The organism is Novosphingobium resinovorum (genome assembly GCF_036352595.1).
Lineage (GTDB): Bacteria > Pseudomonadota > Alphaproteobacteria > Sphingomonadales > Sphingomonadaceae > Novosphingobium > Novosphingobium resinovorum_B.
On record NZ_JAZFAX010000023.1, the window covers coordinates 59,015 to 81,387 of the forward strand.

A 22,373-nucleotide genomic window follows, 5' to 3' on the forward strand; every position below is an offset into this window, starting at 1 on the left:
CGGCCTATGTCCCTGTCCGAAGGAGACCCCCGCTTCATGACCCTGCTGTTCGACCTGCCCGAGACCCCGTCCATTCCCGTCCAGGGTTCGCAGGCCCGCTACCCGGTCCGCCGGGTGTTCTGCGTCGGGCGCAACTATGCCGCGCATGCCCTGGAACTGGGCAACGCGGTCGATCGCGAGGCGCCGATCTGGTTCAACAAGGCCCCCGCCGCGCTGTGCCTGTCGGGCGCGACGATTCCTTATCCGCCCGGCACCGCGAACTGCCACTACGAGATGGAACTGGTCGTCACCATCGGCGCGCCTGCCTTCCGCATCGCGCCCGAGGCGGCGATGGCCGTGGTCCACGGCTATGCCTGCGGCCTCGACATGACCCGGCGCGACCTGCAGAACGCGGCCAAGGCCAAGGGCTATCCCTGGGACACCGGCAAGGATTTCGAGAACGGCGCGGTGATCGGCCCGATCACGCCCGCCGCCGGGTTCTCACTCGCAGGCCAGCGCATCGCGCTGACGCAGAACGGCGCGGTGAAGCAGGACGGCGTGCTTTCGGACATGATCTGGTCGATCCCCGAACTGATCGCCGACCTCTCGCGCCTCTATCACCTGGCGCCGGGCGACCTGATCTACACCGGAACCCCGGCCGGCGTCAGCGCGGTCGCGCCCGGTGACGTGCTGGAGGGGACCGTCGATGGCCTGGAGCCGCTGCGACTGGAAATCGGCGCGGCGGAATGACCTTCCTGCCCGAACTCGTCTCGGGCAGGTGACTGCCTGCAAGGCTGACGGACGCGGAATTCCTGCCGCTCCACCAACGCTCACCTTCTTATCCCTTGGGTCGCCCGCGTCGTGAACGCCTTGCCAGCCAAATGGCTTTGCAAGACACACCGACGCGGAGAACGATGCCTAGAAGCCGGAAAACAATGACCACGATTCGCCGCCGTACCGCCCATTCGCTGCTTGCCCTGCCCCTGCTGGCGCTTTCCCTCCCGGCCCATGCCGCGAACGGGGCCGCGAACGGCGCCGAGGACGAGGCCGACGCCGAAGGTCGCGAGCCGATCGTCGTCACCGGCCACGGCCTGTCCGACGGCCCCGCCACTCCGGCCTACGACGTCCAGACCATCGACCGCGACCGGATCACCGCCAGCGCCTCGGGCCGGATCGAGGACGTGCTCGCCTCGGTCGCCGGCTTCCAGCAGTTCCGCCGCTCGGACAGCCGCGCTTCCAACCCCTCTAACCAGGGCGTGACGCTGCGCGCGCTGGGTGGCAACGCCTCCAGCCGCGCACAAGTGCTGCTCGACGGCGTGCCGGTGGGCAACCCGTTCTTCGGCTATATCCCGCTCAGCGCCATCGCCCCCGAGCGGCTGAGCACGGTGCGGGTGACGCGCGGCGGCGGCATGGGCGCCTTCGGCACTGGCGCGGTATCCGGCACGATCGAGATGGACAGCGCCAGTCCTAATCAATCTGGCCCCAACCAGATCGGCCCCGTGCAGGGCGAGGCGCTCGTCAACGACCGGGGCGAGACGCAGGGCTCGCTGACCGTGGCGCCCCGGCTCGGGCAGGGCTTCGTCGTCGCGAGCGTCCAGTGGGACCGGGGTGACGGCTTCCAGACCACGCCCAAAGACCAGCGCGTCGCCGCCACCGCGCGCGCGGCCTACGAAAGCTTGTCCGGATCGCTGCGCGCCGTCGCGCCGCTGACCGACACGGTGGAGATCCAGGCCTCGGGCCTCGTCTACGACGACAAGCGCACGCTGCGCTTCAAGGGCGCCGATTCGACCTCCTCGGGCCAGCAGGGCTCGGTGCGACTGGTCGGGCGCGGCGACTGGCAGTTCGACGTGCTGGGCTATGTCCAGGCGCAGGACTTCTCGAACATCGTCATCAGCTCGACGAGCTACAAGAAGACGCTCGACCAGGCCAAGACGCCGACCCTGGCGGTAGGCGGCAAGGCGGAAATCCGCCCACCGGTCGGCGCGGACCACGTCCTGCGCCTCGGCACCGACATCCGCCTGTCGAGCGGGCATCTGGTGGAGCAGCCCTACAGCGCGGCCACCGGCCTCGCCACCGCGTTCCGCCGCGCCGGGGGCAAGCAGTCCGACCTTGGCTTCTACGTGCAGGACGACTGGACCATCGGCCAGTTCGTGCTGACCGCCGGCGGCCGCCTGGACCGCTGGACGATCACCGACGGCTTCTACCGCGAACTCAGCGCGGCGGGCGCGGTGACCACCGACACCCGCTATGCCGACCGCGACGGCTGGAGCGCCAACGGACGCGGCGGCATCGTCTGGAACCTCGCCCCCGCCGTCTCGCTGCGCGCGGCGGCCTATACCGGCCTGCGCCTGCCGACGCTGAACGAGCTGTACCGGCCCTTCGTGGTGTTCCCGGTGACCACGCAGGCCAATGCCGCGCTCAAGCCCGAGCGTCTGCGCGGCTACGAGGCGGGCGTGGACTTCCACCCTTCCGAAGCGCTGTCACTGTCGGTGACCGCCTTCGACAACCGGCTGAAGGACGCCATCGCCAACGTGACGATCGCCGCCAACCTCAAGCAGCGCCAGAACGTCGACGCCATCCGCGCCCGCGGTATCGAGGCGAGCGCGGACATCAGGCTCGGCCAGGTCGACCTGTCCGGCTCGCTCTCGTGGACCGACGCCAAGGTGAAGGCGGACGGCACCCAGGCGGCGCTGGAAGGCCTGCGCCCGGCGCAAGTACCCAAGCTCGCCGCCAGCGGCACCGTGGCCTGGGCCCCGCGCCAGGGCTGGCGCCTTGCCGCCACCGTGCGCCGCACCGGCGCGCAGTTCGAGGACGACCTGCAGGCCTACATCCTGCCCGCCGCGACGACGCTCGACCTCTACGCGCAAGTGCCGGTCACCCGCTTCGTCTCGATCGTGCTGCGGGGGGAGAACCTCACCGACGAGACCATCGTGACGCGCAACCAGGCGGGCTCGATCGACCTCGGCCAGCCGCGCACCTTGTGGGCGGGCGTCAAGGTAGGCTTGCGCTGAGGCAAGAGCCGGGGCATCGCGGCGGCATGGCCATCGCGGTGATCTCCGACATCCACGGCAACCTCGGCGCGCTCGAGGCGGTGCTCGCCGACGCCCGCGCGCGCGGGGCGAGCCGGGTGGTGAACCTCGGCGACATCCTCAGCGGCCCGCTCGACGCGGTCGGCACCGCCGAGCGGCTGATGGCGCTGGGGCTGGAGACGATCCGGGGCAATCACGAGCGCCAGCTGCTCGACCTTGCGCGCGAGGCGATGAACCTCTCCGATGCCGCCACCGACGCGGTGCTGGAGCCGCGCCACCGCGACTGGCTCGCCGCGCTGCCGGTGGAGATGTGGCTGGAGCCCGACCTCTACGCCTGCCACGGCTCGCCGCGCAGCGACCTGGAGATGCTGCTGGAGACGGTCGAGCCGCAGGGCTGCCGCGCCGCCACCGGGGCGGAAGTCACCGAACGGCTGGGCGGAATCGACGCCGCGCTGGTGCTGTGCGGCCATTCGCACAAGCAGCGCGCGGTGCGGCTGGAGGATGGACGGCTGGTGGTGAACCCCGGCTCGGTCGGCCTGCCCGCCTATGCCGAGGATCACCCCTGGCCCCACGTCATCGAATCGGGCACCTCCGAGGCCCGCTATGCACTGGTCGAGCGCGGCGCGGACGGAGAGCCGGATGCGTGGCAGGTGCAGCTTTGCGCCGTCGCCTACGACTGGGCCGCCGCCGCCCGCCGCGCCGCCGAGGGCGGGCGCGAGGACTGGGCGCGCGCGCTGGCCACCGGATACGCCTGAGATGACCCGCTTCACCGTCAACGACCGCCCCGTCCAGTTCGAGATGGACCCGCGCACCCCGCTGCTCTGGGCCCTGCGCGACGCGGCCAACCTCACCGGCACCAAGTACGGCTGCGGCGTAGGCGACTGCCATGCCTGCACGGTCATGGTGGACGGTGCCGCGCTGCGATCGTGCCTCATCACCCTGGCCGAGTGCGAGGGCCGCTTCGTGGTGACGGTGGAGGGCCTGTCGCGCGATCGCTCGCACCCGGTGCAGCAGGCGATGGTGGCCGAACAGGCGATCCAGTGCGGGTTCTGCACGCCGGGCATCGTCATGAACGCCGCCGCCCTGCTCGCCCGCAATGCCTCCCCCAGCGAGGCGGACATCAAGGCGGCGATCCCCAACATGTGCCGCTGCGGCGTCCAGCCCCGGCTGGTGCGTGCGGTCCAGCGCGCCGCCGCCGTCGCCCGGCGCGAAGAGAAGATCGACGTGGTGCCCCCGCCCGGCGGCGCACCGCGCATCCCGGCGCTGTCCTCGCAGGCCGCCACATCCGTCCCAAAAGGAGACTCCGAATGAAGGCCACCATCTGGCACAACCCCAAGTGCGGCACCTCGCGCAAGACGCTGGCGATCCTGGAAGAGACCCCCGGCGTCGAGGTGGAGGTGATCGAATACCTCAAGACCCCGCCGAGCGCCGACAAGCTCGCGCAGCTCTACCGCGATGCCGGAATCACCCCGCAGCAGGGCCTGCGCATCAGGGGAACCGACGCGATCGAACGCGGACTCCCGGACGCGGACGACGACGCCGTGCTGGCCGCCATGGCCGCCGAGCCGATCCTGATCGAACGCCCGCTGGTGGAAACCGACAAGGGCACGCGGCTTTGTCGCCCGCAGGACACGGTTCACCAGATTCTCTGACCCGCTTTCCCCATCGACCTGCCGCAGGGCTCGGCCCATCGCCTTGCAATGACGGGGACAATCTGCCACCGCATGGCACATCCGTGACACGATAGAATTGCGAGAGCCTACCTCAGCATGACCAGCACCGAGCTTGCCCGACAGCCCCTGGCCCAAAGGATCAGGCGCAAGATCAAGCAGGGTATGGGCCCCTGGGGCGTGTTTCTCGAAGGGTTCATCCGCAATCCGGTGATGGTCGGCTCGATCGTTCCGTCCTCGCGCTTCACGATCAACCGCATGCTTTCGCGCGTCGACTGGCCCAGCACGCGGCTGTTCGTCGAGTATGGCCCCGGCGTCGGCACCTTCTGCCAGCCGGTGCTGGACCGCCTGCCGCGCGACGGCATGCTGCTGGTGATCGACACCAATCCGATGTTCATCGACTACTTGCGCCGCACCATCACCGACAGCCGCTTCGTCGCGGTCAACGGCTCGGCGGCCGACGTCGAGGAGATCGTGCGGGCGCATGGGCACGAGAAGGCGGACTACGTGTTGTCCGGCCTGCCGTTCTCGACCCTGCCCAAGGGCGTCGCACCTGCGATCGCCGCCGCCACCTACCGCGTGATCCGCAAGGGCGGGGCGTTTCTGGTCTACCAGTTCCGCCCCAAGGCACGCAGCTACATGGCCCCGCACTTCAAGCGCATCGACGACGCGATCGAGCCGATCAACGTCCCGCCCTGCTTCATGTGGTGGGGCTGGAAGGACGAGGACTGACTGTCCCGCCCATCATGGCGGCACTAACAGGAAACCCGGGGTAGCGCAGGCCGCCCCGGGTTTCCTGTTTCCAGCCTCCGCGGGTCCGCTTATTCGAACAGGTCCGCCTGCACGCCCGCAGAAGGCCCGGCGAGCTGGCTGTGCGCCTTGCTCAGCACCGCGGCGAACAGGACGCTGGCCGCCGCGCCGATCGCGCCGGAGACGAGCCCCATCACCAGCACCGCGACCTTGCCCTGCCCCAGCACCAGCATCACCGGGCCGACCACCAGGAACGTCGACATCAGCGCGATCACGAAATAGCCCAGCGACAGCAGCGTATAGAACCCGAACAGGCGCAGGCTGTTGCCCTTGGTCAGCTTCCACGAGCGCGCCATCGCCAGCACCGGGCCGGCCAGCCCTTCGTTGACGATCACCGGCACCACCAGCGACAGCTTGACCGATACGTAGGCCAGCCCCAGCATCAGCAGCACCACCGCCAGCACCGATCCCGCCCCCGGCGCGCCGAGCACCGCGAACAGGCCGACCACCACCGCCGAGAACACCGTCGTCGCCAGCATCAGGCCCAGGAAGCCGATCACCAGCACTGCGAACAGCGAAGGCACCGCGCGCAGGCCCCAGCCGATCGATTCGCCCACCGTCGGCCGTCCCCGCTCGGAAATGAGCGCGGTGACGGCGAGGTAGCCGAGCAACTGCACCAGCGTCCCGCCGATCCCGAAGCCGGCCAGCAGGCCGATGTTGTCGGCGATCACCCGGTTGACCAGCTGCGGCTTCTGCAGCGCTTCCAGGATCTGCGCCTGCACGTCGGTCAGGAATACCGTGGAGAGCAGCGTCGGCAGCAGGAAGAACACCCCGCCCAGCGCCAGCAGCACCTCGCGATTGGCCGTGACGGCCGCCAGGGCATCGTTCCAGGCGCGGTTGCTGTCGAATTGCATCGGGTACTCCAGAAAGGTGAGGCACGGCGGGCGAATGCCCCGGTGCGCCTGAAGGCTCTTGATAACCGCAGGAAATGACGCCACGCAACGCGGCATGACGATTCCCGGTGATATCGAACTGCGCATCTCCGCCGAGCCGGTGCCTTACCGGCAGGCGCTGGAGGAGATGACGCTGCGCAACGCCCAGATCGCCGCCGGCGAGGCGCGCGAACTGATCTGGCTGCTGGAGCATCCCCCGGTCTACACCGCCGGCACCAGCGCGGCGGTGGCCGAACTGCTCGACCCGCGCTTCGAGGTGGTGGAGGCGGGGCGCGGCGGCCGTTATACCTACCACGGCCCCGGCCAGCGCATCGGCTACGTCCTGCTCGACTTGCGCAAGCGCGCCCGCGACGCGCGCGGCTTCGTCCACGGCCTCGAAGGCTGGGTGATCGAGAGCTTGCGCGACTTCGGGGTGGAAAGCTTCCGCTCGGAAGGCCGCATCGGCATCTGGACGCAGGACGTCGACGGGCGCGAGGCGAAGATCGGCGCGATCGGCGTGCGCATCCGCAAGTGGGTGACGATGCACGGCTTCTCGGTCAACGTCGCGCCCGACCTGTCGCACTTCACCGGCATCGTGCCCTGCGGCATCGACGAATTCGGCGTCACCAGCCTCAGCCGCCTCGGCAAGGACGTGGACCTTGCCGCTTTCGACGCCGCGCTGATCGCCCGCGCGCCGGCCTTCCTTGCCGCGCTGGAAAGCCCCTGCCCACCCGTCGCCCCCAAGGAGAGCGCGTGATGAAGGTGTCCTCGAACAAGGCGGCTTGCCTGGTCCTGCCCGTCGCCATGGCGCTGCTGGCGCTCGGCGGCTGCAAGAAGAAGGCCGAGGACCAGGCCAAGACGGCGGCGGGCGGCGAACTGCTGCCGCGCTCGGTCGGCGACGACATGCTGCCGTACGACACCGTGAAGTCGCAGGCCTCGCTCGTCGATCCCAACGCCGGACTGGCCCCGCCGCGCGAGGCCGCCCCTGCCGCGCTCGCTTCGGACGTGCCGCAAGCCGACGCGGTGGCGGAGCCCGCCCCGGTGATCGATGCCGCACCGCCCGCGCCGGCGCCGACGCAGCCCTGACCGTTCGTGCCCGGAGACGTCACGCCCTGAAGCCGGGGCTTGCGATGCCGGGCCAGTCCCTTACTTCCGCGCCCACTCCGCGCCGGCCAGCGTGAGTTGCGCCTGGGCCATCAGGCTCCCCGCATCGCCGATCGCCGACAGCGCCGAATCCACCGCCATCCCGCATTCGACCGCCAGTGGCCCCAGCCGGGCGAGCGCATCGGACAACGCACCATCGTAAGCCTTCAGCCGGTCGACCTCGACCCGGCTGACGTCGAACTGCGAGCCGAGGAAATAGCGCGTCTCCCCCTCCGGCCCGTGCAGCCGGGTCAGGTAGAGCAGATTGATGAACGGCGTGCCGTTCTTGCGGAAATTGACGATCGGCGCGCGTACCGCAAGATCGGCCTGCCCGGTCAGGAAGGTGCGGAACTTGGCGTGAGCCTGTCCGTCCGTCACCCCGCGCTGCAGGAAGCGGCAGTTGCGCCCGACGACCTCCTCGCTGCTATGGCCGGTGAGTTCGCTGAACCGCTCGTTGACGAACAGCAGCGGATGGTCGTCCTCGGCGCCGGCGAGTGACAAGGCGATGGGAAGCGATGCGAGAAAGTCGAGAAGTTGCGATGGCACCGACGACGATACAGGCAAAATCCTACTCCAGCTGACAGCCCCGCCGGGCAAGGCCGGAGCGCGGCATATCAGAACTTCATTTGCCCCACCATACGGTGACACTGCGGTATCATCTTGGCGCCGATAGACAAACCGCTTCCGTGTCGCCGCCGCGACCGGCCGGCACAAAGGATTTTCCTACACGGGTTCGGGCGGGATACTTTCCCGGCATGCCTGCCGTCACCCTCACCTCCTGCGCCTGGGCACGGCAAGACCGGACTGAGCCGCAAGGTTACAGGTGGGGAACGCAAGGTGACACCCAAGGTGACACATTGCACGCACAAGGTGACACATTCCGCTGCAAGGTGACGGTTTTGCGGCCCAAGGTGACACCTTTTGCCCCTGGACCGTGTAAACCGTGTAAACCTGTCACCTTGCGCAGGCGGCCACTCCGGCGCTTACAGCGCCTTGTCGTAGATCACGTACTCGCGGTTCACCTTGCTCTCGATGGCATCGGCGATGGCGACCATCCCCTGGTTGTCCTCGAGGATCCAGCCGATCTCGCCGCGCTTCGCGCCGAACTTGGCGGTGGCGGCGCGGCGGATGTACTCGATCATCATGAAGGCCAACTGGCTGGCGAGGCGCGACGACTGCAGCTTCTTGCGCACGCCCATCAGCGGCACGCGCATGTCGGCGGGCCGGGGCTTCCTCAGCCACAGCAGCAGCTTGATGAGGCCCAGGATCGAGGGCTTGCCGGTGCGCTTGTTGACCTTCATCTGGATGCCGTTGAGATCGGGCAGCGTCATCATGAAGGCCACCGGCTCGCCTTCGTATTCGGCGATCAGGATCAGTTCGGGATGGACCAGCGGCTTCAGCGCCTTGCCGGTGTACTCGATCTCCTTGTCGGTGAAGGGCACGAAGCCCCAGTTGTCCGACCAGGCATCGTTGAGGATCTCGCAGATGATCGCGGCGTCGCGGGCGAAATGCTTCAGATCGGCCTTGCGGATGACGATCTTGGCATTCTTCTCGCCCGAGGCGACGATGCGCTGGATCAGCGGGGGGAACTGCTTGGTCACGTCGAGATCGTAAGTCTTGACGGTCTTGACCGGAGCGTAGCCCTCGCCCTCGATCCAGCCCTGGTAGGCGGCGTTGTGGTGAGCCATCATCACCATCGGCGCATGGTCGTGGCCAACCGTCTGGATGCCCGGCTCTTCCCATACCGAGAGGTTCATCGGCGCCAGCGCGCGGGTCATCCCCTGCTCGCGCAGCCACTGCTCGGCCGCGGCGATGAGGGCGCGGGCGACATCGCCGTCCTCGGCCTCGATCGCGCCCCAGTTGCCGGTGCCCGGGCCCATGCCCTGCTCAAGCGGCTGTTTCAGCGCCAGTTCATCGATGTGCGCCGATATGCGCCCGACGACCTGTCCGCCGCGCTTCGCCAGGAACAGCTGGACGCGGGCATGCTCGAAGAAAGGGTTCTTGCCGAGGGTGAACTTGGAAATCTCCTCCGAGCGCAAGTTCGGCACCCAGTTTTGATCTGACGCATTGAGTCGATAAGCGAGATCGACAAAAGCGGCGATGTCGGCCTTGCTGGAGATCGGAGTGATGACTAGTTCGGCCACGATGCTGCCTTTGTTCTGGCGTAACGGAATATGAGCGCGACGTGCTGCCGTTGGCGGTACGTTGTCAAGCCGGACCGCGCGGCGACTCTGCGGTGAAGCCGTATCCGGGCGGGCTTATGCCCGGAAACACTTTGGAAATCTTGTGCGGAAATCTCTCGTGATGAATGCCCAGAAAGCGATCGACCTGCCCCAGCCCGATGCACGCGACGCCGTGCAGGGATCGACGTGGCACTCGCAGATGCCCGACGACAAGGCGATGCTGCGCGCCGCGGTCGAACTGACGCGCGATATCGCGACCGCCCGCCCCGGCATCTACTGGCCGGACATGCTGGCGAGCGCCGCGCTGGGCTACGCTGCGCTGGCGGGCGCCATTCTTGTCGCCAGCCCCGTCCTGGCGGTGCTGCTGGGAATAGTCGCCTCGCTCGCGCTCTACCGCGCGCTGCTGTTCATCCATGAACTGACGCACATCCACAAGGATGCCCTGCCCGGCTTCCGCTTCGGCTGGAACCTGCTGGTCGGCGTACCGATGCTGATCCCCTCGTTCATGTACGAGGGCGTGCACACCCAGCACCACGCCCGCACCCGTTACGGCACCGTCGAGGATCCCGAGTACCTGCCGCTGGCGCTGATGAAGCCGTGGAGCCTGCCGGTCTTCGCGCTCACCGCGATCCTGCTGCCGCCCGCGCTGCTGGTCCGCTCGGCGGTACTGGTGCCGCTGGGCGCCATCGTGCCGCCGCTGCGCACGCTGGTGTGGGAACGCGTTTCCGCTCTCGCCATCAACCCGCAATACCGCCGCCGCAAGCCCGAGGGCGCCTTCGCCCGCATGGTGTTCTGGCAGGAACTGGCGTGCTCGGCCTGGGCCATCGCCCTCATCGCCGCCAGTGTCGCCTGGGGCTGGCGGCCGCTGCTGATCGCGCTGTGCGTGGTTTCGTTCACCGCGCTGCTCAACCAGGTCCGCACTCTCGTCGCCCATCTGTGGGAGAACGACGGGGAGGCGATGACGGTGACCGCGCAGTACCTCGATTCGGTGAACGTGCCGCCGCCCGGCTTCATCGCCGCGATGTGGGCACCGGTGGGCTTGCGCTACCACGCACTGCACCACCTGCTGCCCTCGATGCCCTACCACTCGCTGGCCGAGGCGCATCGCCGCCTGAGCGGCCATCTGGAACAGGGATCGACATATGGGAAGGCCAGCTATCCGGGCCTCACCCCGCTGCTCGCCCGGCTGGCGCGCAGCACGATGAAAGTGCGCTGAGGATCACTCCTCGGTGCGGATCAGCACCGTCTCGCCGATGAGCGCGAAGAGCAGAAAAGGCGCCCAGGCCGCGATCAGCGGCGGGTAGCCGCCGAAGTTGCCCATCGCCAGCGCCGCGTTGTCGAACACGAAGTAGGCAAAGCCCAGCGCCATGCCGATGACGGCGCGGATCAGCAGCGCGCCGGAACGCGCCAGGCCGAACGCCGCCACTGCCCCCAGCAGCGGCATCAGCGCCGAGGACAGCGGCCCGGACAGCTTGTGCCACCACGCCGCGTCGAGATCCGTGGTGCGGCGGCCGGCTTCCTGCACGGCATGGATCGATCCCGCCAGCGTGAAGATGTCCTGCGAATCGGCATCGACCTTGGAGATGTAGATCTTGATCGGCGTGATCCCAGGCGCCACCGTCGCCGAGGCGAGCCGGGTGGTCGTGGTGCCGGCGACCTCGAACTTGACCGGCCGGTCGAGCTTCCAGCCGGGATTGGCGTAAGTCGCACTGTCCGCCCGCATCTGCACCACGATCATGTCGTTGGCATCGCGCCGGTAATACGTGACGCCATGGAGCGTCATCGTGCTGCCCTCGCCCGACAGCGACTGCGCCAGCAGCAGGTCGGCGCCATCAGCCAGGTACAAGTTGGCCTTCGGGCTCGCGTCCTTGGGGACCGGACCGTAATCGACCGCCTCCCAGGCATCGAGCGTGGAGGTCGCACGGGTGACCACGCGCTCGTTGAAGGCGAAGCTGAGGCCCGAGATCACCAGCGCGGTCAGGATCAGCGGCGCCAGCACCTGATGCGCCGACAGCCCCGATGCCTTCATCGAGATGACCTCGCTGTTCTGGTTCAGCGTGGCAAGCGTGATGATCGTCGCCAGAAGCACCGAATAAGGCAGGAAGCGCGCCACGAGCTGCGGGATTCGCAGGCTTACGTAATAAAGCAGCTGCATCTGCCCGTTGCCCTTGTAGGCCAGGATATCGCCGCTCTCGCCCAGAAGGTCGAGCACCTGCAGCACCAGCACCAGCATGATGAGCACGGCGACGATCCGCGTGACGAACAGCCGCGCAAGGTACAAGGTCAGGGTGCGCGACGGGAAGAATTCGAGGTTCATGGGCTCAGCTCTGGTCCGCGGGCGTCGGCAGGATCGGTCCACGCCGGTTGCGGCGCAGCAGCGACTTGAGACGCTTGACGCCCTTGTCGGACGCGGTCTCCAACCAGCCGATCGCTTGCCCGCCCGGCACGTAGGCAACGCGCCAGTACATCCACAGGATGATCGCGGCGAAGACCAGGAATGGCCCCCACAGGCCCAGGATCGGGTTCAGCTTGCCGAGCGACGCCACGTCGTTCGCGTACTGGTTGACCTTGTGATAGGCCACCACCATCACGATCGACACGAACAGGCCAAGCGCGGAAGTCGATCGCTTGGGCGGGATCGCCAGCGCCACGCCGAGCAACGGCAACAGCAGCATCATGACCACTTCGACCATGCGGTAGTTGAAGTTAGCCTGGCTCGACACCCGCTCGTCGCTCGGAGCATCCTTGCTCCAGCCGAGCTTGAGCAGTTCGGGCAGCAGGTATTCGCGATCCTGGCCGCCGCGCTCGCGGAACTTCTCGATAGCGGGAAGCTCGATCGGCAGGTCGTGCCGGGTGAAGGTCAGCACGCGCGAAGGCTCGCCCGGTTGGTCCTGAATGATCTGGCCCTGTTCGAGCCGGAAGATGATCGTGTCCGGATTGCCCTTGAGCGCCAGGAAACGCCCCTCGCGCGCGGAGATCGACAGCACCTGGCCCTTCTGGTTGGCGACGCGCGCGAAGATACCCATGAGCTTGCGCCCATCGTCCTTGCTCTCGTCGATGCGCAGGGCGATGCGGTCCTTGAGAGTCGTGAACTCGCCGACCTTGATCGAGGCACCGAGCGCACCCGATTTCAGCTCGTAGTTCAGCTCTTCGTAGTAGTAGCGCGAGAGCGGCTGCAGGTAGCCGACGATGGCGAAGTTCGCGATGACCATCACGATGGTGATGATGTAGGGCACGCGCAGCATGCGGGTATAGCTGAGCCCCACCGCGCGCATGACGTCGAGTTCGCTGCTGGTCGCCAGCTTGCGGAAGGCGAGCAGGATGCCCAGCATCAGCCCGAGCGGGATGGCGAGGCTGGCGTACTCCGGCAGCATATTCGCCAGCATCTTGAAGACCACGCCGACCGGCCCGCCCTCGGTCGCGACGAAATCGAACAGGCGCAGCATCTTGTCGAGCACGAGCAGCGACGCGGCGAGCAGGAATATGCCCAGCATCGGCATCAGCACGAGGCGTAAGATGTAGCGGTCCAGGGCGCTGATGAACTTCACTTAGACGTCGTCACTCAACCGTTCTCCCCCGCCCTTAACGGCTCGGGCCGGGAGGGCAAAGCGATTTGTCGCAAGGCAAGCCGATGGCACGGAACGCATCGCGGCGGGCGGTTCAACGTCGCCGGAGCGGGAAGGTTGCCAGATCGGGGAGGAATGAGATCAGGCCTTTTCCAGCGTACACTGGAGCGGGTGCTGGTTCTGCCGGGCGAAGTCCATCACCTGGTTCACCTTTGTCTCGGCGATCTCGTAAGGGAAGATGCCGCAGACGCCGACGCCCTTCTGGTGGACATGGAGCATGACCCGCGTGGCTTGTTCGAGGTCCATGTGAAAGAAGCGCTTGAGGACGAGCACCACGAATTCCATCGGGGTATAATCGTCGTTCAGCATCAGCACCTTGAACTGGCTGGGCTTCTTCGGTTTCGCGCGGGTCTTGGTGGCGATGCCGACCTGGTGGTCGTCGCCCGTGCCGTGATCGGAATCGCTGTCCTGGGCCGCCTTCACCACAAAAGGCGCATCCGCAAGGGACGCGAGCGGGGGGAGCGGAAGGTCAGAATCAGCGATCGGGGGAATCATGGTGCCCAGAATATCGTACCAAGGCGCCTGATAACAAGATGCCTTGGTCCATATTCTCGGTTCGGCGGCTCGGCCGACCGGATGCGACATGCATCCGACCGGCCGGGCCAGCCTCTCGTCAGAGCGAGGCGGCCGAGCGTGCCTTCTCGACGGCGATGCTCACGCGGCCCGAAATCGGGGCGAAAGTGTCGCTGAACAGCTTGAGCACCGCTTCGCTGTTCTTCGAGCTGTAGGCCACCGCGGTGTCGAAATTCTTGCGCGCGAGGTCACCCTGCAGCTTGAAGAAATCGGTCGGCGACTTGGCGGCGGCGAGTTCCTTGATGTCGCCCGAAATCTTCTCGAACGCGGCGCGGCTTTCGGTGACGAATTCCGAACCCAGGGCCTGGACGCCCTCGGCGTAGATCTTGCCCGATTCGACGGCAGCCTCGACGTTGCCCTTGGCGAAGTCGCTCACTTCGCCGAGCACGCTGGTGCCCTTCTCGAAAGCGGCCTTGGCCTTGGCCTGAGCCTCGGTGACGGCATCCTGGAAACCGGTGAAGTTAGCGCTCATGTCCATTGTCGTTTCCTCGAGCATGAAATTGGAGAACAGTCCTGCGAAGACGGGCTTGCCTGCGATAGGCTTGGGTGCGGTCTTTGGTGCCGCCTTGGGAGTGGCCACCTTGGACGCCGGAGCGGCCGGGACCGCTTCCTTGATTTCCTCGGCAACCTTGATGGCCGGCTTGGTTACGACGGCTTGCACCGGCGCGGCCTTGGCCGGAACAACTGCGGGGGCCGGCTTCGGTTTCGCCGGAGCGGCCTGAATCTTGGGCTTCGATATTTTCGGCTTCAGCGCCTTCAGGACCGGAGGCTTGGCAACCACCGGCTCAGGCGCAACGGGCTTGGCAGCGACCACAGTCTTGGAAGGGGCCGCTTTTGCCGGCGCGACTTTCGCGGCGGGCTTGGCTTTGGCTTCGATTGCCTTGGCCTCGACCGGCTTGACCGGAGCTTCAGTCGTCACCGGCGCTTTCACAGGCGCGGACGGCGGCGACTTCGGCTCGACAGCCGCCGCGACGGGCTTCGGATCCTGAGCCTGAGGCTTGACCACAGGCTCAGCCTTGGCCTCGACAGGCTTGGGAGGAATTACCGGAGCGACATTGCCCTTCGGGTCTTCAGTATCGGCCATCTGTGCATCCAGCCTAATGTTGAAAACATCGAGTTCGTGCCGGGCGTTACCCCGGAAAATCGACGCGAACCACGAGTCGCGTACATCGGTGCTGCGGTGCAAAATAGGTTTTTGCACAAGCGAAGTCAACTCAATCATGTTGCGTTGCACAATTTTATGCTGCGCCGCACAATTTTACGAGGTTTCCCGCAGTCTTCCCCGTGATTCCGAAGGTGTCCGGTACAGATTACAGGCATGTGTCAGCACGCCCGCAAACGCAGGTCACTCGATTAAAAAGCCGAAATGGACCTTGGTATGTCAGCCGCAGTTCAGCGGGTGGAGACGTAACGCCCGGGAGCATCCTCGATCGCCGCGTCACCTCGCCCCCCCGGCTTGCGTTTGCCGCGCGCAGGAACCTGCGCCGGATCGAGATCACGCAACCAGGCCGCCCAGTGCGGCCACCACGATCCCGGATGCTCGGTCGCCCCGTCGATGAAGGCTTCCAGCGTCTCGGCAGGCCTTTCGTTGGTCCAATACTGGTATTTCCCGGAGGACGGCGGGTTGACGACCCCGGCGATATGTCCTGAGCCCGCCAGCAGGAACGTGCGCGGCCCGGCAAGATAACGCGTCAGCTTCCACACGCTGCTCGGCGGCGCGATATGGTCCTCGCGCCCGGCCTGGATGTAAGTCGGGGTCGCGATCCGGTGCAGGTCGATCGGCACCCCGCAGGCATGGAGCGAATCCGCCACCGCCAGCCGGTTGTCGCGATACAGGTCACGCAGGTAGTCGCGATGCCAGCGTGCCGGCAGGTTGGTCACGTCGCCATTCCAGTGGAGCAGGTCGAAGGCAGGATAGTCCTCGCCCTTGAGATAGTTCTTCTCGACGTAGTTCCAGATGAGATCGTTGCCGCGCAGGAGATTGAAACTGGCGGCCAGGTAGCGACCATCGAGGTATCCCTCGGGCGAGAGCTTGCCGAGGGTCTCGATCTGCTGGTCGTCGATGAAGTTCCTGAGGTCGCCCGCCTCCGCGAAATCGACCTGCGCGGTGAAGAACGTGGCGCTCGCGACTTTGTCCGCCTCGCCCTTGCGCGCCAGCACCGCCAGCGTCGCAGCCAGCGTCGTACCGGCGACGCAGTAGCCGATCGTGTGCACCGAAGGCACGCCCAGCCGCTGGCGCGCGAAGTCCACCGCCTCGATCTGCGCGGCGATGTAGTCGTCCCACACCAGCTCCGCCAACGAGGCGTCGGCCGACTTCCACGAAACCATGAACACCGTGATCCCCTGCTCCACGGCCCAGCGCACGAAGCTCTTCTTGGCGTTGAGATCGAGAATGTAGAAACGGTTGATCCACGGCGGGAAGATCACCAGCGGAGCCTTCAGCACCTTCTCGGTAGTCGGTGTGTACTGGATCAACTGGTATAGCGGCGTCTCGAACACGACCTTGCCCGGGGTCACCGCGATGTTCTCGCCAAGCACGAAGGCGCCGGGCCGTGTGTGTGTGAGTTGGCCCTTGCGCATGTCGTCGAGCATGTTCTCGAAACCACGCACGAGACTTTCGCCCCGCGTTTCGGTGGCGCGGGCCAGAGCGACGGGGTTGGTCAGCGGGAAGTTCGCGGGGCTCAGGGCATCGACCAGTGCGCGGGTCGCGAACAGCAGCTGGGATTTGCGCGCGGGCTCCAGCCCCTCGACCGCTTCGGCAAGACCGGTGACCTGCTCGCTCATCAGCAGGTAGAGCTGGTGCAATACCGCGAAGAACGGCTGACGGCGCCATTCGGGATCGGCGAACCGGCGATCACGGCGCGGCAGTTCGGGATCACCCTGCCCCGCTTCACCGTGCTCCGCACGCGGACCGAGACCGTACTGACCGAATACCGCGTTCGCCAGCGTAAGCCCCTCGTTCCACAGCTTCTGCTGGACCTCGGGATTGGCGAGCGGCAATTGCCGGAAGACGCCTTCGGCCGTGGCGATCCACTTCATCGGATCGGCGTAGTGCGGCGGCTTTTCGGCACTGACCTTGTTCAGTTGCTCGACCTGGAATTCGGTCCAGATCGAATGCAGGCGTCCGGCGACTTCGGCCCATTGCACCGTCGCCTCGGCTTCCGGCGAGCCTTCGGCCGGGATCATCTGCCCGAACAGGGTGGTCAGCCCCTGTACCTGGGACTTCATGACGTCGCTGATGAGGTCGGCGTCGGTGGCCATCGGTATTCGCTCTCCTGGAGGCTCGCCTTGGGATTCGCACGCCACGTTGGCGACCATGCCGAGTCCTGTCGAGCCCCCTTTGCACGCTTCGCCGTGACAAATCCTGCAATTATCTTTCACCAGTCCCCATTTGCGCGGACACCGGAATACCCTACAGGGGCCCTGCGGCGATCCTGCCGCGAAAGTTACTGGATACCAGAGGTCATGGAAGACGAGTTCTACCGCATCAAGCGACTGCCGCCCTATGTCATCGCCGAAGTGAACGCGATGAGGCACGCAGCCCGCCAGGCTGGTAAGGACATCATCGACCTCGGCATGGGCAACCCCGACCTGCCCCCGCCCCAGCACGTGCTCGACAAGCTGTGCGAAGTGGCTCAGAAGCCCGATGCGCACGGCTATTCGCAGTCCAAGGGCATCCCGGGCTTGCGCCGTGCCCAGGCGAACTACTACGCCAACCGCTTCAACGTGGAACTGGACCCCGAGCGCGAGGTCGTCGTGACCATGGGCTCCAAGGAGGGCCTGGCCAGCCTGGCCACCGCGATCACGACGCCCGGCGACGTGGTGCTGGCGCCCAACCCGAGCTACCCGATCCACACTTTCGGCTTCATCATCGCAGGCGCGACGATCCGCTCGGTGCCGACGACCCCGGATGAGAACTACTGGCGTTCGCTCGACCGTGCGATGGCCTTCACGGTGCCGCGCCCGTCGATCCTGATCGTCAACTACCCGTCGAACCCGACCGCCGAGACGGTGGACCTAGCGTTCTACGAGCGCCTCGTCGCCTGGGCGAAGGAGAACAAGGTCTGGATCCTGTCCGACCTCGCCTATTCCGAACTCTACTACGACGGCAACCCGACCCGCTCGATCCTCGAGGTTCCGGGCGCCAAGGACGTCGCCGTGGAATTCACCTCGATGAGCAAGACTTACTCGATGGCCGGCTGGCGCATCGGCTTCGCGGTCGGCAACCAGAAGCTGATCTCGGCGCTGACCCGCGTGAAGTCCTACCTCGACTACGGCGCCTTCACGCCGATCCAGGCGGCGGCCTGCGCTGCGCTCAACGGGCCGCAGGACATCGTCCAGCGCAACCGCGACCTCTACCAGAAGCGCCGCGACGTGATGGTCGAGGCGTTCGGCCGCGCCGGCTGGGACATCCCCGCTCCCAAGGCCTCCATGTTCGCCTGGGCCCCCCTGCCCCCGGCGCTGAAGGAAATGGGCAGCCTCGAGTTCTCGAAGCAGTTGCTGACCCATGCCGAAGTCGCGGTGGCACCAGGCGTCGGCTACGGCGAGGACGGCGAAGGCTTCGTGAGAATCGCCATGGTCGAGAACGAACAACGCCTTCGCCAGGCGGCACGCAACGTGAAGCGCTACCTGAACTCGATGGGGGTTAACACCCCTTAATCATACGGCGCACGAAAGCGAAAACATCAGCATTTCTGCGGGACATTACGGTTAAGGGAAAGCTAGCCCTGTAATATTATACGTGTTGTTCCGGAGCATAAAATTCCGCCATCTAGTCCCCTATCGCATTGGAATGCCGTGCATATTGGGGGATAGATGGCGGACCTTCTTACGCAACGAGACTCGCTTTACCGTTTTCGCTGGCTGGGTACCGAAAAGGTTCCCGCCGAGTTCGATCTGCGGGCCAGCGGGTGGGCCCTGGACGTCGCTGGCGAGCCTTCCAGCAGTTGCATCGGCATCATGCCCGCAGGACGGCTCGACGCGGCAGGCTGGCAGCGTGTCCTGTCCGTCCGGGAGGAAGTACGGCGCTTCGTATTCGTCATCGGCGCCTGCTCGGCGGATGAGCGCACCGAACTGCTTCAGGTCGGTTTCGGCGAGGCAGCGGCCGGCGCGATCGAGCCCGGCGAATTCGAAGCTCGCGCCAGCCGGCTGGCGGAACTGACGCACTGGCTACCGCGGCATCGCCGCCTTGGCGAACTCGAACTCGACCTGCTGGCTCGCGAAGCTTACGTACGTGGTACCTCGCTCAATCTCAACCCGCGCGAGTTCGCGCTGATCTGGCGCCTCGCTGACAGTCCCGGCGCGCCCGTGAGCAAGCAGGAACTGATCCACGATGTCTGGCGCATGGGCTTCGTGCCGGAAACCAACAGCATCGCCGTCCATATGTCGCGCCTTCGCCGCAAGCTTGGCTTCGTGGGCATGTCCGGCATCATCGCAACGGCATCGGCCGGCGGTTATTGCCTGACCGCGTCACACGACACTAAGACACGCAGCGTAGGAACCTACGCTTCCGGCAGGCTCGGTCTGGACGTGCGGCAAGCCACGGCGTGAGCGGGTTCATGGCAGGTGCGTCGCGAGCCTGGCCAGATCCTGGCGCGTGTTGATGTTGGCGACGGGAAGAGCGATCTGCACTCGCCGTGCTCCGATGCGATCGACGAAACGATTCATCGAGTGACTTTCCGGAGCGTGCAGCAGGGCTTCAAGTTCCTGTAGGCTGGACGCTGGCCACAGCCCTATCACAGGCTGTACCGCCAGGCATGCCGGTGCACCGCCAAGGAGCGTCGGAAGATCCTCGGGAAGAAACCCGGCATCGACTCCGCAGCTCATTACCGCATCGTACCCTTCATCAGCCGCATGGCGCAGTGCGGCAGCCAGCCCTCCGAGCGGCCCCATCCCCGCGCGTGGCCAGTCCGGCAAGGTCGGTGCCGGAGCGGTTTCCCTACCCGTGACCACGACATGCTCGCACCAGCCGGATAGAGTATCGACCGCCAGCGAGAGCAGCGTACGACCACCGATGTCGGCGAGTGCCTTGTCGCTCCCGAAACGGCTCGACAAACCACCTGCCAGGACGGCTCCGAGAATCATGACCGATGCCTTTCGCGAGAGTAGGCGGGGGGATATTAAGGCGCCCATTTCCCGATTGCACAAGTAGGAAGCACTGACGCTGTACCCTTGTTCCCAAGACTCTAGCGTACGAAATCTGCGCCTTATGCACGAAAGGCATTGCGCTCGTCGTGATGGGTTGCTAGGCGCCCACTCCTCCACACGGATGGCCCGATGGCGGAGTGGTGACGCAGAGGACTGCAAATCCTTGCACGCCGGTTCGATTCCGGCTCGGGCCTCCATTCCCCTTTCCGGAGACGTCCACGGACGTCCGGAGAATGGCTGTTTTCAGCCGTTTTTACTGATATAATCTCCGCTACAATCCGGACGGGTTTAGCTGCATCCACGGCTATTGATGGTCCCGATGATGGACTCCCCGCCGGCAATGCTCGGAGGTCCATCAATGCCGGCGGCATCAGGAACAAAAGGCCTAAGCGCTATCGCGGTGAAGAACGCGAAGCCGCGGGACAAGGCCTTCAAGCTGTCAGACCGAGACGGACTCTACCTTTTCGTCAAGCCGAGCGGCGTTCGATACTGGCGAATGAATTACCGCTTTAGTGGCCAACAGCGTACCTGTCTTTCGGGCGCTGGCCAGAAGTCATGCTAAGCGAAGCACGGGACATGCTATTAGACGCCCGCCGCCTGCTGGCAAAAGGCATCGATCCACTGGAGCAGGCGAGGCTGGAAAAGATCGAGAAAGCGCTAGCCGCAACCAACACCTTCCAATGCATCGCCGACGAGTGGATCGCCAAGATCGAAACCGAAGGCGCCGCAGCCATGACCGTAAAAAAGGCGCGGTGGCTTTTAGGCAAAATCTATCCATCGATCGGCAAGCGGCCAATTGCCGAAATCTCGGCGCCGGAATTGCTGCTTGCCCTCAAGAAAGTCGAAGCGACGAAGCGGTACGATACTGCAAACAGAATTCGAACAGCGTGCAGTCAGGTCTTCCGGTATGCCATTGTCAGCGCTCGGGCGGGGCGCGATGTGGCTGCCGACCTTCGCGGCGCCCTCATCACGCCGAAGGCAAAGCACCGTGCTGCGATCACCACATCCGATGAAGCAGGCGCGTTGTTACGAGCGATCGACGACTATGACGGAATGCCTCTCACCCGCACGGCGCTAGGATTGCTCGCTCATGTTTTCGTCCGGCCCGGTGAACTTCGCTGGGCCGAATGGAAGGAATTCGATCTTGAAAAGAGGGTCTGGACCATTCCAGGCCAGAAGATGAAAATGGGTGTCGCGCATTCTGTTCCTTTGAGCGCTCAAGCTATCGAGATACTCAGCAAGATCGAACACGACGCAAGTTACAGCCCTTACCTCTTCCCGTCCTTGCGGTCCCTGTCTCGGCCCATGTCTGACAATACTCTCAATGCGGCGCTACGCAGACTCGGATACGCGAAGGACCAGATGACCGCGCATGGTTTTCGGGCCCTGGCAGCAACGCTGCTCAATGAAATGGGGATCTGGAATCCAGATGCGGTTGAGCGGCAGTTGGCCCATGCAGACGGCAACTCAATCAGGCGAGCTTATGCCCGTGGACAGTACTGGGCCGAACGGGTTCGTATGATGCAGCACTGGTCGGACCACATCGATCAATTGCGAAGTGGCGCCACAATAATAAGGCCTCGCTTTGGACACAGTGCCTCGTGAGGTGAACGGGACCTAATGGAGGGTTATTTTCCTTATCATAATCCGGCATATACATTGATTGATGTTCAGAGAGTCCCCAAGCAGTGCTCGGGAACCTTTGACTGCAATTGAACTGCCATGAAATGGGAAACACAGTGATTCGACTGCGGCCAGATGTAGGTCGATAATCAGGTACCCAGTCACTCTAATTCAGGCGGGGGCCATTCGGGTTTGCGCCCCATTCTTGCCGCTCGGCGGCAATTCCACCGCGTCAGAAAGCGGGCGTTGGAATTACGGCCGGGCATTGGACGTTTGCGCTCCTCGCCGGAAATGCGGGTCCTCGCCGACCTCAACGCCCCTAAGGTTGCCCCGGGAAAACGGGAGACTGGTTGTGCGCGGATGCACTGCCCCGAGTAGCGACGGCAAGCGGCAACCTTGAGCTAAGGCCTTGATAGCGAGGTCATTGAAGTGGCTGAGAACGCGAAGGGTCGCGCAACCGCCATAGGGCTTTGCCGAAACAGGGATGCTTGAACTGCACCATCGGGTATGAGGGCCTGGCAAAGGAAAAGATTCTATGAAGAAGCCTGACCTCAATCAATATGCATCTGTTCTGAAGCTTACCGCGGGAGGGTAATTGCTCACGGGGTTGGCAGAAAAGTGTTGCGCGGAGGTCGATTGGCTGATTCACCCTACGGATGCCGCCACCGCCGCTTCATGTTCTGACCGAGGCCGAGAAGAACGAGCTGCTGCTTGCTCA

The 22,373-nt window shown here is 65.4% G+C and carries 21 protein-coding genes, 1 tRNA gene and 1 pseudogene; 14 read left to right on the forward strand and 9 right to left on the reverse strand.

Going from position 1 to position 22,373, the window contains the following annotated elements:
* Nucleotides 1-36: 36 nt before the first annotated feature.
* From V2S85_RS19230 to V2S85_RS19255, 6 genes are all read left to right on the forward strand, one after another.
* Nucleotides 37-729 (forward strand): fumarylacetoacetate hydrolase family protein, encoded by a 693-nt coding sequence (locus V2S85_RS19230; RefSeq protein ID WP_330704434.1) that lies wholly within the window; start codon nucleotides 37-39, stop codon nucleotides 727-729.
* 185 nt (nucleotides 730-914) lie between these two features.
* On the forward strand, nucleotides 915-2,990 hold the full coding sequence (locus V2S85_RS19235; RefSeq protein WP_330704435.1) for a TonB-dependent receptor: 2,076 nt from the start codon (nucleotides 915-917) through the stop codon (nucleotides 2,988-2,990).
* A gap of 26 nt (nucleotides 2,991-3,016) precedes the next feature.
* Nucleotides 3,017-3,763, forward strand: a complete 747-nt coding sequence (locus V2S85_RS19240; RefSeq protein WP_330704436.1) for a metallophosphoesterase family protein — start codon at nucleotides 3,017-3,019, stop codon at nucleotides 3,761-3,763.
* Nucleotide 3,764: 1 nt separating this feature from the next.
* Complete coding sequence (locus V2S85_RS19245; RefSeq protein WP_330704437.1) at nucleotides 3,765-4,319, forward strand: (2Fe-2S)-binding protein; 555 nt, start codon at nucleotides 3,765-3,767, stop codon at nucleotides 4,317-4,319.
* Nucleotides 4,316-4,660: an arsenate reductase (glutaredoxin) gene (gene arsC, locus V2S85_RS19250; protein ID WP_330704438.1), complete on the forward strand. Its 345-nt coding sequence runs from the start codon at nucleotides 4,316-4,318 to the stop codon at nucleotides 4,658-4,660. Before V2S85_RS19245 ends, arsC begins: the two co-directional genes overlap by 4 nt.
* A gap of 117 nt (nucleotides 4,661-4,777) precedes the next feature.
* Nucleotides 4,778-5,410 carry a class I SAM-dependent methyltransferase gene (locus tag V2S85_RS19255; protein WP_330704439.1) on the forward strand — a complete coding sequence of 211 codons (633 nt, stop codon included), beginning with the start codon at nucleotides 4,778-4,780 and terminating at the stop codon, nucleotides 5,408-5,410.
* An 89-nt stretch (nucleotides 5,411-5,499) separates the two neighbouring features.
* Here the strand turns inward: V2S85_RS19255 and V2S85_RS19260 are convergent, their stop codons facing one another.
* Entirely contained in the window at nucleotides 5,500-6,342 is an 843-nt protein-coding gene (locus V2S85_RS19260) for a lipoyltransferase (protein ID WP_330704440.1), read from the reverse strand.
* A 94-nt stretch (nucleotides 6,343-6,436) separates the two neighbouring features.
* Here V2S85_RS19260 and lipB point away from each other — a divergent pair, with 94 nt between their 5' ends.
* The gene (gene lipB, locus V2S85_RS19265) at nucleotides 6,437-7,117 is read left to right on the forward strand and encodes a lipoyl(octanoyl) transferase LipB (RefSeq protein WP_330704441.1); all 681 of its coding nucleotides are present in this window, start codon (nucleotides 6,437-6,439) and stop codon (nucleotides 7,115-7,117) included.
* Entirely contained in the window at nucleotides 7,117-7,446 is a 330-nt protein-coding gene (locus V2S85_RS19270) for a hypothetical protein (protein ID WP_330704442.1), read from the forward strand. The genes lipB and V2S85_RS19270 overlap by 1 nt, the downstream gene beginning before the upstream one ends.
* Before the next feature lie 60 nt (nucleotides 7,447-7,506).
* Here V2S85_RS19270 and V2S85_RS19275 read toward each other — a convergent pair whose 3' ends face one another.
* Complete coding sequence (locus V2S85_RS19275; protein ID WP_330704443.1) at nucleotides 7,507-8,049, reverse strand: PAS domain-containing protein; 543 nt, start codon at nucleotides 8,047-8,049, stop codon at nucleotides 7,507-7,509.
* Between the two features lie 437 nt (nucleotides 8,050-8,486).
* Nucleotides 8,487-9,647 carry an N-acetyltransferase gene (locus V2S85_RS19280; protein ID WP_330704444.1) on the reverse strand — a complete coding sequence of 387 codons (1,161 nt, stop codon included), beginning with the start codon at nucleotides 9,645-9,647 and terminating at the stop codon, nucleotides 8,487-8,489.
* Nucleotides 9,648-9,807: 160 nt separating this feature from the next.
* Between V2S85_RS19280 and V2S85_RS19285 the strand changes: the two genes are divergently transcribed.
* A complete protein-coding gene (locus V2S85_RS19285; RefSeq protein WP_330704445.1) occupies nucleotides 9,808-10,902 on the forward strand; it encodes a fatty acid desaturase in 1,095 nt (364 codons plus the stop codon).
* 3 nt (nucleotides 10,903-10,905) lie between these two features.
* On the opposite strand, the gene lptG is transcribed toward V2S85_RS19285, so the two are convergent.
* The 5 genes from lptG to V2S85_RS19310 all read right to left on the reverse strand — a co-directional run bounded on the left by lptG (nucleotide 10,906) and on the right by V2S85_RS19310 (nucleotide 17,146).
* Entirely contained in the window at nucleotides 10,906-12,003 is a 1,098-nt protein-coding gene (gene lptG, locus V2S85_RS19290) for an LPS export ABC transporter permease LptG (RefSeq protein ID WP_330704446.1), read from the reverse strand.
* 4 nt (nucleotides 12,004-12,007) lie between these two features.
* On the reverse strand, nucleotides 12,008-13,234 hold the full coding sequence (gene lptF / locus V2S85_RS19295; protein ID WP_330704447.1) for an LPS export ABC transporter permease LptF: 1,227 nt from the start codon (nucleotides 13,232-13,234) through the stop codon (nucleotides 12,008-12,010).
* Nucleotides 13,235-13,393: 159 nt separating this feature from the next.
* Nucleotides 13,394-13,807: an ATP-dependent Clp protease adapter ClpS gene (clpS, locus tag V2S85_RS19300; RefSeq protein ID WP_330704448.1), complete on the reverse strand. Its 414-nt coding sequence runs from the start codon at nucleotides 13,805-13,807 to the stop codon at nucleotides 13,394-13,396.
* Nucleotides 13,808-13,925: 118 nt separating this feature from the next.
* The gene (gene phaP / locus V2S85_RS19305) at nucleotides 13,926-15,107 is read right to left on the reverse strand and encodes a TIGR01841 family phasin (RefSeq protein ID WP_330704449.1); all 1,182 of its coding nucleotides are present in this window, start codon (nucleotides 15,105-15,107) and stop codon (nucleotides 13,926-13,928) included.
* A 170-nt stretch (nucleotides 15,108-15,277) separates the two neighbouring features.
* Nucleotides 15,278-17,146, reverse strand: coding sequence for a class I poly(R)-hydroxyalkanoic acid synthase (locus V2S85_RS19310; RefSeq protein WP_330704450.1), 1,869 nt, complete (start codon nucleotides 17,144-17,146; stop codon nucleotides 15,278-15,280).
* Nucleotides 17,147-17,350: 204 nt separating this feature from the next.
* On the opposite strand from V2S85_RS19310, the gene V2S85_RS19315 reads away from it, so the two are divergent.
* Both V2S85_RS19315 and V2S85_RS19320 read left to right on the forward strand, forming a co-directional pair.
* Nucleotides 17,351-18,544, forward strand: coding sequence for an LL-diaminopimelate aminotransferase (locus V2S85_RS19315; protein WP_330704451.1), 1,194 nt, complete (start codon nucleotides 17,351-17,353; stop codon nucleotides 18,542-18,544).
* A 156-nt stretch (nucleotides 18,545-18,700) separates the two neighbouring features.
* Entirely contained in the window at nucleotides 18,701-19,435 is a 735-nt protein-coding gene (locus V2S85_RS19320; RefSeq protein WP_330704452.1) for a winged helix-turn-helix domain-containing protein, read from the forward strand.
* A 6-nt stretch (nucleotides 19,436-19,441) separates the two neighbouring features.
* Here V2S85_RS19320 and mobA read toward each other — a convergent pair whose 3' ends face one another.
* Complete coding sequence (gene mobA, locus V2S85_RS19325; RefSeq protein WP_330704453.1) at nucleotides 19,442-19,969, reverse strand: molybdenum cofactor guanylyltransferase; 528 nt, start codon at nucleotides 19,967-19,969, stop codon at nucleotides 19,442-19,444.
* A gap of 186 nt (nucleotides 19,970-20,155) precedes the next feature.
* Here mobA and V2S85_RS19330 point away from each other — a divergent pair.
* The 3 genes and pseudogenes from V2S85_RS19330 to V2S85_RS27275 all read left to right on the forward strand — a co-directional run bounded on the left by V2S85_RS19330 (nucleotide 20,156) and on the right by V2S85_RS27275 (nucleotide 21,637).
* A tRNA-Cys gene (locus V2S85_RS19330) sits at nucleotides 20,156-20,229 on the forward strand.
* A 161-nt stretch (nucleotides 20,230-20,390) separates the two neighbouring features.
* A pseudogene (locus V2S85_RS19335) lies at nucleotides 20,391-20,608 on the forward strand (Arm DNA-binding domain-containing protein); the annotation flags it as partial.
* Nucleotides 20,609-20,764: 156 nt separating this feature from the next.
* Nucleotides 20,765-21,637 carry a tyrosine-type recombinase/integrase gene (locus tag V2S85_RS27275; protein WP_419198219.1) on the forward strand — a complete coding sequence of 291 codons (873 nt, stop codon included), beginning with the start codon at nucleotides 20,765-20,767 and terminating at the stop codon, nucleotides 21,635-21,637.
* The last annotated feature ends 736 nt before the right edge of the window (nucleotides 21,638-22,373 follow it).